Origin of the sequence: Frankia nepalensis, from assembly GCF_016786325.1 — a bacterium.
Lineage (GTDB): Bacteria > Actinomycetota > Actinomycetes > Frankiales > Frankiaceae > Pseudofrankia > Pseudofrankia nepalensis.
Genome location: NZ_JADWYU010000220.1, coordinates 40,078 through 51,311, shown reverse-complemented (window position 1 = coordinate 51,311; position 11,234 = coordinate 40,078). Strand labels below are relative to the sequence as shown.

Below are 11,234 nucleotides of genomic sequence, written 5' to 3'. Positions count from 1 at the left end.
AGGACGCGGCGCGGAGGTCCCTTGGGAGCGCAGCGAGCAAGGGGCCGGAGCGCCGCGCCCGGACGGAGCGAACCAGACAACTCAGCGCGCGGTCTCGATGGCGCGGGTCTCGCGGACGACGGTGACGCGGATCTGGCCCGGGTAGGTGAGCTCGTCCTCGATCTGGCGGGCGACGTCGCGGGCGAGCAGGTGCGCGGCGGTGTCGTCGACCTCGTCGGGGACGACCATCACCCGGACCTCGCGTCCGGCCTGCATCGCGAACACCCGCTCGACGCCTGGCCGCTCGCCGGCGATCTGCTCGATCCGTTCGAGGCGCCGGACGTAGGACTCGAGGCTGTCGCGGCGGGCACCTGGGCGGCCGCCGGAGATCGCGTCGGCGGCCTGGGTGAGCACCGCCTCGACCGAGCGGGGCTCGACCTCGTTGTGGTGGGCCTCGATGGCGTGGACGACGTCCTCGTGCTCGCCGTAACGGCGGGCGATCTCGGCGCCGACGAGCGCGTGCGAGCCCTCGACCTCGTGGGTGAGCGCCTTGCCCAGGTCGTGCAGCAGGGTGCCGCGTTTGGCGATCGCCCCGGGCAGCCGCAGCTCGGCGGCCATCACGCCGGCCAGGTGCGCCGACTCGACGAGATGCGCGAGCACGTTCTGGCCATAGCTGGTGCGGTAGCGCAACCGGCCGAGCAGCACGACCAGGTCCGGGTGCATCTCACCGATGCCGACCTCGACGAGGGCGTCCTGTCCGGCACGCACGCAGCGGGCCTCGACCTCGCGCTGGGCGCGCTCGTACTCCTCCTCGATGCGCTGCGGATGGATCCGGCCGTCGGCGACCAGCGCGGACAGGGTGATCCGGCCGACCTCCCGGCGGACCGGGTCGAAGCAGCTGAGCAGGACGGCCTCCGGGGTGTCGTCGATGACGACGTTCACCCCGGTGACCGACTCGAAGGCGCGGATGTTGCGGCCCTCCCGGCCGATGATCCGCCCCTTCATCTCGTCGCCTGGCAGGTGCAGCACCGAGACCACCGATTCGGCGGTCTGCTCGGCGGCGACCCGCTGGATCGCGAGGGTGACGATCCGGCGGGCCCGGTCGGTGGCCTCCTCCTCGGCGCGGGCCTCGATCTCGCGGGCGAGCGTGGCGGCTTCCAGGCGGGCCTGCCGCTCGACGACGGCCAACAGCTCGGTACGCGCCTCCGCCGACGTCATGCCGGCCGCCTGCTCGAGCGCGGACACGCGGCGGGCGTCGAGCTCCTCACCCTCCCTGGCGCGCCGGGCCAGCGCGGCGTCACGCTCAGCCAGCTCCCGGTCGCGGGTCTCGATCCGACGGGTCTGGTCCTCCAGGGCGGCGAGCCGTTCCTCGATGCGGGCCTCCCGCTGGCCGAGCCGGTTGTCCCACTCGCGCAGTTCCTCGCGCTGGCCGCGCAGCTCGGCGAGGGTCTTGTCCCGCTCGGCCAGCGCCTCGCGGCGGGCGGCCTCGGCGCGGTCTCGTTCCGCCTCGGCGAGCTTGCGGGCGAGTGCCTCGGCCTGTTCCCGGGTCGTGGCCTCGGCCTTCTCCCGCGCGGCGGCCTCCGCGCGGGCGACGGCCTCGGCCTGGGCGGCCAGCAGCGCGGCGGTCCTCTCGGTTCCGCCCGGATCGGCCTCATCGAGCGGGGAGATCCGCGCGGCGGCCTCGGCCGTGGGAGGTGGGGGGACGGCCGCGGCGCCGGTGGCCCGAGCCCCCGCGCGCATCAGTCTCAGGACGACCACGGTCAGGGCGACGACGGCGACCAGCACCACCGCGACGAGGGCCACGAGCACGCTGACCAAAGCTGCTCCTCCCGCTGCCGCCAATGCCCGTGGAACGGGCCGGAGCGGCGAAGGACCCGCGCAAGACGGCGGCGTCCACCAGGGCGGGGAGAAGACGCGGCCACGCCTTCATGCACCGTCGACAATCGACGTGTGATCCTGAGCCGACAGCGGCGTGAACAACGACACCACGCCGTGGCAGGGCCCTTGAGCACGTTCGCCGAACGCTCGGAGTTGCCCTCGTGTGCAGTTAGCCAACTATCGCGACCGCGTTGTCCGCGGGAGTCCTCGCACTGTTGGCGAGCGTAGGTCGATCGCTTTTCCTGGGTCAAGAAATAGCGATGAGCGGACCGACGGTTCCCGCCCGGTCCAGATGAGCCGACACCCCTGGAGGCGCCCTCAGTGGATCACGGACCGATCGTCGGGTCGTCAGATGTCGTCCGCGAGATCGGCTTCGGCCTCGTCGCCGGCCTCGTCGCCGCCGGGTCCGAGCAGGTCGGTGACCACCCGGACCGCGAGGTCCGTCGAATACCCCTTCCGGCCGAGCATGGCGACCAGTCGACGCAGTTGGACGCGCCGCTCCAGTCCGTCCATGGTTCGCAGCCGGCGGGCGGCGAGCGCGCGGGCAGTCGCCTCCTCGTCGCCGCTGAGGCCGGCGAGCGCGCTCGCCGCCACCTCGTCGTCGACCCCCCGGCGGCGCAGCTCGGCCGCGAGCCCTTGCCTCGCGAGACCCTTGTTCTCGCGGCCCGAGGAGATCACCGCGGCGGCGAAGGCGTCGTCGTCGATCAGCCCGACCGCTGTCAGCCGGTCCAGGGTCTCCTGGGCGACGTCGTCGGCGACCCCACGCCGCCGCAACGTCGCCGCCAGTTCCGCCCGGCTGCGCGCCCGCACCGTCAGCTGCCGCAGACAGATCTCCCGGGCGACGCCCACCGGGTCCCGACCGGCGTCCACCGCCCCACGTCCCGCCGACCCCGACCCCACCATCGATCCTCCTGAACCAGCTCACCGTTGAGATCTAGGGTGGCCCGGCCGTCGGGCGCCGGGGCCGGGCCGCCCCCACGACCACGCGTGCCGCCGACCGTCGGACGAGCCGCGGCACACCCGGCACGGCGGATGTCACGAGGCCGCCTGACCGAGACGTCCAACCGGCGGGGGCCAGGGGCGAGGCCCCCTGCCGCGGAGTCCGCCGCACCCGGCCTCCTCGCGGGCCGGGCCGCCGTGTTCACCGCCATCGGCGGCCTTCCGGCGGCCCGTCGCTCCTCTACAGGTCGACCGGGACGGGGGCGTCGCTCTCGAGGGTGGGGACGATGCCGAGCTTCTCCTTGATGCGCTTCTCGATCTCGTCGGCGAGGTCGGGGTTGTCGCGCAGGAAGTTGCGGGCGTTCTCCTTGCCCTGGCCAAGCTGGTCGCCGTCGTAGGTGTACCAGGCGCCGGACTTGCGAATGATTCCGTGTTCCACACCCATGTCGATGAGCGAGCCTTCACGGCTGATGCCGCCGCCGTAGACGATGTCGAACTCGGCGGTGCGGAACGGCGGAGCAACCTTGTTCTTGACGACCTTCACCCTGGTCCGGTTGCCGACGGCGTCCTGCCCGTCCTTGAGGGTCTCGATCCGGCGGACGTCGAGACGGACCGATGCATAGAACTTCAGCGCCTTGCCACCGGTGGTGGTCTCCGGCGAACCGAACATCACGCCGATCTTTTCGCGAAGCTGGTTGATGAAGATCGCGGTGGTGTTGGAGTTCGACAGCGCACCGGTCATCTTCCGCAGCGCCTGGGACATCAGCCGGGCCTGCAGGCCGACGTGGCTGTCGCCCATCTCGCCCTCGATCTCGGCGCGGGGCACCAGCGCGGCGACCGAGTCGACGACGATGATGTCCAGCGCGCCGGAGCGGACCAGCAGGTCGGCGATCTCCAGTGCCTGCTCACCGGTGTCCGGCTGGGAGACCAGCAGGTTGTCGGTGTCCACGCCGAGCTTGGCGGCGTAGTCCGGGTCGAGCGCGTGCTCGGCGTCGATGAAGGCGGCGAGGCCGCCGGCGGCCTGGGCGTTGGCGACCGCGTGCAGCGCGACCGTCGTCTTGCCGGATGACTCGGGGCCGTAGATCTCGATGATCCGGCCCCGCGGGAGGCCACCGATCCCGAGCGCGACGTCGAGCGCGATCGAACCGGTGGGGATGGCCTGGATCGGCGGGCGTGTGTCGTCCCCCAGGCGCATCACGGAGCCCTTGCCGAACTGCTTGTCGATCTGCGCAAGAGCGTTTTCCAACGCCTTCTCGCGGTCGGGTCCTGCCATGGGAGCTACTCCTGGCTGAGGTCGTCGAGTCTTTGTGGCCACGAGGGCGACGTTAGGACGTGGGTCCGACAGTTTCGAGACCCGGCCCGGAACTGTGGACAACGGCGCGCATGTGGATAACCCTAGCCGAACATCCGTTCGACTTCGAACTCGACACGCCCGGGCTACCCCGGAGCCCACTCCACATGGGCCGCGACGGGCCACGTGCCGGACCGCCGACGGCCCGCGGCACCCCGGCCGACACCTTGGGCGTCCCACCCGAGTTCCCCGACACGAACCCGGCGCCCGTCAGGCCCGCCGGACTCTCAGCGCTCCCTGGCGGGCACGTCGAACTCCTGGCAGACGGCCCGCCAGACGGCCTTCGCGTCGTCGCCGCGGGCGAGCGCGCCCTCGATGGTGGCGCCGCCGAGGCCGGCCAGCACATGATCACGGGCGATGGACTCCGCGTACCCGGAACCGAACTGTCGGTTCATCTGGGCCCAGAACTCGGTAAGTCGCACCCCTTCAGTCTGCCGCGCCCGGCCGGCGGGCCGGCGGGGCGGTCGGGGCGGTCGGGGCGGCTACCGCGACTCGGGCGCGAGCACCGTGGTGGGCAGCCGGCGGGCGATGAGCACGCCGACGAGGCCCACGGCCGAGGCGAGCGCGAACGCGGCCGCCAGCCCAGCCGTGGACGCCGTGGACGTGGACGCCATGGATGTCGTGTGCGCGGCGGTGGCCACCGTGTCCGCGGCCGTCCCGCCGCTCTTCGCGGTGCCGGCGACGATGACGCCCCCAAGCCCCGCGCCGAAGGCGACCCCCAGGTTGTCCGACAACGAGACCGCGCTGCTCGCCGCGCCCTGGCGGTCCGCCGGCGCCGCGTTCAGCGTCACGTTCATGATCGGCGAGTAGGCGACGCCGATGCCGAAGCCGGCGACGCCCCACAGGGCGATCCCGACCGGGAGGGGTACCGCGGGCACGAGCAGCGTCGTCCCCGCGCCCGCCACGCCGAGCACCACCGTGCTCATCCCGAGGGTGACCAGGAACCGGGCGGAACGGCGGGCGGCGAGCCTGGCCTGGGTCCACGAGCCGACGGTCCAGATCACCGCCGCCACCGAGACCGCTATCCCCGCGACCGCGGTCGAGGCGTGCCGCGCCGACGTGATGGCCAGCGGGATGAACGTGTCCGCGCCGAAGAAGGCGAACGTGAGCAGCCCTCGCACGGCGACCGCGGCCGGGGCGCCGGGGCGGGCCCGCAGCGCGCCGACGGGTAACAGGCGGCGCAGCGGCCCGGCCCCGGTCAGCAGACCGGCCGCGACCAGCGGGATGCCGAGGGCGGACCGGCTGGTCAGGCCGGCGAGTACCAGGGCAGCTCCCACCGACACCCGGACCGCCCTCAGCAACGGCCCCTTCCCGCCCTCCACGGCGGGCCAGATGTCCGGACCGCCTTCGTCCCACGCCGCCGGGGCGCTCCCGGCCGCCCGGATGCCGGCGGGCGCCGGCCCCGCGGCCGATGACTCCCGAGGAGACCCCGACCCGCCGTCCACGGCGTCCGCGGGGAGGTCCACGCCCGCGGGAGGATCCACGCCCGCGGGAGGATCCACGCCCGCGGCGGCCGGCGCGGGCCGGGCGGTGGCGCGGCGCAGCGCCCTGGCCGTGACGCCGCCGGCGACGACGACCAGCGGAATCAGGCCGCCGAACACCCACCGCCAGCCGACGTGCTCGGCGAGGAACGCGGCCGCCGCCGGCCCGCCGAGGCTGGGGATCACCCAGGCGCTGGCCAGCACGGCGAACACCTTTGGCCGCAGTTGCTGGGGATATGTCCGGCCGATCGTCGCGAAGCTGACCGCGGCGATCGCGCCGTCCCCGAGCCCCTGCAGCCCTCGGCCGACGATCACCATGGGCATGCTGACGGCGGTCGCGGCGACCGCCAGGCCCCCGCCGAACAGCACCAGGCCGATGACGAACGGGCGGACCGGGCCCGGCCCGGTCCATCGCCGAGCCGGCCAGCACGAGACCGACCACCGTGGTGAGGAAGAACGCCCCGGTGAGCCAGCCGTACAGGGAGAGGCCGCGCAGCTCCGCCGACACCATCGGCGCGACCGTCACGATGGCCAGCGCCTCGAAGGCGACCAGGGTGATCGTCGAGACCAGGCCGACGGTCAGGACCCGCAGCTCGGGGCCCCAGATCCGTGCCGGCGCCGCCGGCGGACGCGGCCGGTCCAGCACCGCCTCCGTCATCGCGGCTGTGCCCGCAGCCGCAGGCCGCCGCGCGGGGTCGGGTGGAAGCCGGCCCCCAGCAGCGCCTCGCCGAGCGCGCCGTCGACGACGGGACGCCCGTCGGCGCGTTCGACGGTGAGCTGACCCAGCCGGCCGTCGCGCACGGCCAGCGCGAGGGCGTCCACCGCGGGCCGCAGCGCCCGCGCCGCCTCAGGCCAGGACAGCAAGGTCTTCCCTCCGCGTTCGACATAGAGCACCAGGTCGCCGTCGACCAGCACCACCAGCGCCCCCGCCTTGCGGCCCGGGCGGTGGGCGGGCCCCTCGTCGCCGTCGAGCCGCGCCGGCCAGGGCAACGCCGCGCCGTAGGGGTTCGCCGGGTCGGTGGCGGCGAGCACGACGGCCCGCCGATCCTCCCGGGGCTGGCTGCCCCGAGGGGGTGGCGCGAATCCGCCGGGAGCTCCAACCGCGCCGAGGGCGCCCGGCATTCCGGCGGGGACCGGTCCGCTCGCTGGCCCGGTGGCCCACTCGGGCTCCTCGTCGGCGGCGCGCAGCTCGCCCGCGACGGCGCGTAGCCGGTCCACGGCGCCGGGCATGGCGAACTGGGCGGCGCCGAGGCCCTCGACGAAGTAGCCCCGCCGCGCCCGCCCGGCGTCCTCGAAGGCCGACAGGACCCGGTAGACGGCGGCGAACCCGCCCGGCGCGTGCTCGGCGGCGACCGCGCCGCGGGTGACGACGCCGTGCCGGTCGAGCAGTGTCTCGGCGAGCGCGTGCGCCCGCCTGGTCGGGTCGGGGTCGCGGTCCGGCAGCAACGACCACCGGCCCGCCACCGTGGGCGGCCCGGAGCGCCTGGGCGTCACCGGGCGGCCCCGGCCCGGGGAGGCGCGAAGATGTTCGTCCTTCGCGCCTCCGGCGGCCGCTTGGGAGAAGCTTCCGGTTCCGTAGCCGGAGGCGAAGCGCAGGCTGGTCCGGCGTGGCCTGGCTGGCGCTCGGTGGGTGACTCCCGAACCGCCGCCAAGGCGCACGCGCAGCGGCGCGAGCGTGTCGTTGGTGATCAGCCCCGCCCAGACCAGGTCCCAGATGGCGTCCGCCAGCGCGGTGTCGTCGGGGCCGCCGACGCGGTCCGACAGCGCGCGGAAGAACAGCGCGGCCCCGTCGGCGAGTGTCTCCAGGACCGCCTGGTGCAGCGGCGTCGCGGCCGCGGCGCCCAGGCTCGCGAGGTCGACCACCTCGTCCCCCGCGGCGCCATCGCCGGTCCCCGAGGCCGCGGACGCGGGCTCCACCGGCGCAAGGAGCACCGGGGCGGCCTCGGCGAGCACCAGCGTCATCCAGCCGTCGTCGCCGGGCAGCCCGCCGGCGCCCGCCCACAGCACCTCGCCGCTCGAGCACAGCTCGTCGAGCATCGACGGCGCGTAGTCGGTGACGCGCGCCGGCAGCACCAGCCGTTCCCAGGCGCTGGCCGGGATCAGCGCGCCCTGCAGCTGCTCGACCGCGCGCGCGACCGCGTCGACGCCGCGCGCGCGACCGGAGCTCACCGACTGCCAGGCCGGCAGGAACGCGCCGAGCGCCCGCGGCGGCACCGCCTCGACCTCGCGGCGCAGCGCGGCGAGGCTGCGGCGGCGCAGCCGGCGCAGTACCTCCGCGTCGCACCACTGCTCCCCGGAGCCGCCGGGCCGCAGCTCGCCGCGCACCAGCCGGCCGGCGCCGACCAGTCGTTCCAGCGCGGCGACCACGACCGAGACCCCGAGGCCGAACCGGGCGGCGAGCTCGTCGGCGTCGAACGGGCCCCGGGTGCGCGCGAAGCGGGAGACCAGGTCGCCCAGCGGGTCGCGCACGGGCTCGGTGAACGCCGCCGGCACGCCCACCGGGAGTGGCACCCCGAGGGCGTCGCGCAGCCGGCCGGCGTCCTCGACGGCGACCCAGCGCGCCTCGCCACCGATCCGGACCCGCAGGGCCCGGCCCGCCGCCGCCAGCGCCTCGAGCCACTGTTCGGTCGCGCCTCTGGCCAGCGCCTCGGCGGTGGTCAGGTCGCCCAGGACCCGCAGCAGGTCCGCGGTCCCCTCGACGTCGCGGGCCTGGCGGTCCGGCGTCAGCCGGGCCAGCTCCGCCTCGACGGCGGCGAGCGCCTCCGGGTCGATCAGCTCCCGCAGGTCCGCCTCGCCGAGCAGCTCCGCCAGCAGGCGGCTGTCCAGCGACAGCACCTGCGCGCGCCGCTCGGCCAGCGGCGCGTCCCCGTCGTAGAGGAAGGTGGCGACGTAGCCGAACAGCAGGGATCGGGCGAACGGCGACGGCGCGGGCGTCTCCACCTCCACCACGCGCAGCCGGCGGGCGTCGACGTCGCGCAGCAGGCCGACGAGGCCCGGGAGGTCGAAGACGTCCTGGAGGCACTCGCGCATCGTCTCCAGCACCACCGGGAAGTTCTCGAACTCGGCCGCCACCGACAGCAGCGCCGCGCTGCGCTGGCGCTGCTGCCACAGCGGGGTGCGCCGGCCGGGCGACCGGCGCGGCAGCAGCAGCGCCCGCCCGGCGCACTCCCGGAACCGGCTGGCGAACAGCGCGCTGCCCCCGACCTCGGCGCGCACGACCGCGGCGATCTCCTCCGGGTCGAAGACGACGTCGGCGGCGGTGGGCGGGGTGTCGGCGTCGGGCACGCGGGCGACGATGCCGTCGTCGGTGTGCATGATCTGGACCTCGACGCCGTGACGCTCGCGCAGCCGGGCGCCGATCGCCAGCGCCCAGGGGGCGTTCACCCGCGCGCCGAACGGGGAGTGCACCGCGAGCCGCCAGTCGCCCAGCTCGTCGCGGAACCGTTCGACGACGAGCGCGCGGTCGTCGGGCAGCCGCCCGGTCGCCTCCCGCTGCTCGGCCAGGTAGGCGAGCAGGTTGCCCGCCGCCCACGCGTCGAGGCCGGCGGCGCGCAGCCGCGCGTCGGCCTCGTCGGGGGCCAGCCGGGCGAGCTCGCGCAGGAAGGCCCCCATCGCCCGGCCGAGCTCGACGGGCCGGCCGGGCGAGTCGCCGTGCCAGAACGGCAGCCTGCCCGGCCGGCCCGGCGCCGGGGTGACGACCACCCGGTTCGGGGTGATCTCCTCGATCCGCCAGCTCGACGAGCCGAGCAGGATGACGTCCCCGGTCCGGGACTCGTAGACCATCTCCTCGTCGAGTTCGCCGACGCGGCTCGCCTTCTCGCCCACCAGGAACACGCCGAACAAACCCCGGTCGGGGATCGTGCCGCCGCTGGTGACCGCGAGCCGCTGCGCCCCGGGCCGGCCGCTCACCGTGCCCGCCGCGCGGTCCCAGACGATCCGGGGGCGCAGCTCGGCGAACGCGTCCGACGGGTAACGGCCGGCGAGCATGTCCAGGGTGGCGTCGAACGCGGACGCCGGCAGCGTCGCGAACGGGGCGGCCCGGCGGATCAGCGCTCCCAGCTCGTCGACCCCCCAGGTGTCCACCGCCGTCATCGCGACGATCTGCTGGGCGAGGACGTCCAGGGGGTTGCGCGGGTAGTGGGCCTGCTCGATCTCGCCGTCGCGCATCCGCTCGGCGACGACCGCGCACTCCAGCAGGTCGCCGCGGTGGCTGGGCAGCACCACCCCGCGGCTCGACGCCCCGACCTGGTGGCCCGCGCGGCCGACCCGCTGCATCCCGGCGGCGACGCTCGGCGGCGCCGAGATCTGCACGACCAGGTCGACGGCGCCCATGTCGATGCCCAGCTCCAGGCTCGAGGTGGCGACCACGGCCGCCAGCCGGCCCGCCTTGAGGTCCTCCTCGATCAGCAGCCGCTGCTCCCGGCTGACGCTGCCGTGGTGCGCGCGGGCGATCTCGGCGAACGCGGGCGGTGGCTGGGCGAGGCCCGCGGCGCCCATCATCTCGGCCGGCGTGAACCTCGGCGCGCCCGGCGCGAGCAGGTCGTCGAGGTCCACCCTGCCCGCGCCCCGCTCGACCGACGCCGCCTCGGCGGCGAGCAGCCGTTCGGCGCGCAGCTCGTTCAGCCGGGCGCAGAGCCGCTCCGCCAGCCGCCGGGAGTTGGCGAACACGATCGTCGACGTGTGCGCCTCGATCAGGTCGAGGACCCGGGCCTCCACCGCCGGCCAGATCGACGGCCGGGTCGCGACGGCGGCCGGCGGGCCCTCGTCGGGGTCCGCCAGCCCGGCGAGCCCCGCCACGCCGACGGGGTCGCCCGGCTCGGTCATGTCGGGCACCGGCACGACCACGTCCACCCGCAGCGTCTTGTCGGCCGGCGGCCGCACCACGGTCACGGGGCGGGCGCCGCCGAGGAACCGGGCGACCTCCTCGACGGGGCGCACCGTGGCCGACAGGCCGATCCGGCGCGCGGGAGTCTCCAGCAGCGCGTCCAGCCGCTCCAGGCTGAGAGCCAGGTGGGCGCCCCGCTTGGTGCTCGCGACCGCGTGCACCTCGTCCACGATCACCGTCTCGACCCCGCGCAGCGCCTCGCGCGCCTGGCTGGTCAGTACCAGGAACAGCGACTCGGGGGTGGTGATCAGGATGTCCGGCGGGGTACGGCCGAACGCGCGCCGCTCGGCCGCCGGGGTGTCGCCGGTGCGCATCGCGACCTTCACCTCGGGTACCTCGAGGCCCAGGCGGGTCGCGGCCGCCTGGATGCCGGCCAGCGGCGCGCGCAGGTTGCGGGCCACGTCGACGGCGAGCGCCTTCAGCGGGCTGACGTAGAGGACGCGGCAACGCCGTTCCGGTTCCGCCGGCGGGCCGGTGCGCCCCAGCTCGTCCAGCGACCACAGGAACGCCGCCAGCGTCTTGCCCGAGCCCGTCGGCGCGACCACGAGCGCGCTGCCGCCGGCGCGCACGGCCGCCCAGGCGCCGGCCTGGGCCGGGGTCGGCTCGGGGAAGGCGGCCGTGAACCACGCCCTGGTCGGCGCCGAGAAACCGGCGAGTGGGTCGGAGGCTGACACACTGGCCAGTCTGCCTCCCACCTGTGACACGACGCGCCCCCACGACA

General features: G+C 75.3%; 6 protein-coding genes. All 6 read right to left on the bottom strand.

The genetic code is table 11. From position 1 onward, the window contains the following. Positions 1-81: 81 nt before the first annotated feature. Positions 82-1,797: a ribonuclease Y gene (rny, locus tag I6A81_RS34760; RefSeq protein ID WP_203002425.1), complete on the bottom strand. Its 1,716-nt coding sequence runs from the start codon at positions 1,795-1,797 to the stop codon at positions 82-84. Positions 1,798-2,205: 408 nt separating this feature from the next. Next, positions 2,206-2,760, bottom strand: coding sequence for a regulatory protein RecX (locus I6A81_RS34755; protein WP_203002426.1), 555 nt, complete (start codon positions 2,758-2,760; stop codon positions 2,206-2,208). A gap of 277 nt (positions 2,761-3,037) precedes the next feature. Beyond that, complete coding sequence (gene recA / locus I6A81_RS34750; protein ID WP_203002427.1) at positions 3,038-4,069, bottom strand: recombinase RecA; 1,032 nt, start codon at positions 4,067-4,069, stop codon at positions 3,038-3,040. Positions 4,070-4,374: 305 nt separating this feature from the next. Then, complete coding sequence (locus I6A81_RS34745; protein ID WP_203002428.1) at positions 4,375-4,569, bottom strand: DUF3046 domain-containing protein; 195 nt, start codon at positions 4,567-4,569, stop codon at positions 4,375-4,377. 60 nt (positions 4,570-4,629) lie between these two features. Next, positions 4,630-5,997 carry an MFS transporter gene (locus tag I6A81_RS34740; RefSeq protein WP_307875121.1) on the bottom strand — a complete coding sequence of 456 codons (1,368 nt, stop codon included), beginning with the start codon at positions 5,995-5,997 and terminating at the stop codon, positions 4,630-4,632. Positions 5,998-6,282: 285 nt separating this feature from the next. Further along, on the bottom strand, positions 6,283-11,187 hold the full coding sequence (locus I6A81_RS34735; RefSeq protein WP_203002429.1) for an ATP-dependent helicase: 4,905 nt from the start codon (positions 11,185-11,187) through the stop codon (positions 6,283-6,285). Positions 11,188-11,234: the final 47 nt, after the last annotated feature.

Coding starts and splice junctions, on each gene's coding strand:
- I6A81_RS34755 (WP_203002426.1), bottom strand. CDS start 2,760: ATGGTGGGGTCGGGGTCGGCGGGACGTGGGGCGGTGGACGCCGGTCGG.
- recA (WP_203002427.1), bottom strand. CDS start 4,069: ATGGCAGGACCCGACCGCGAGAAGGCGTTGGAAAACGCTCTTGCGCAG.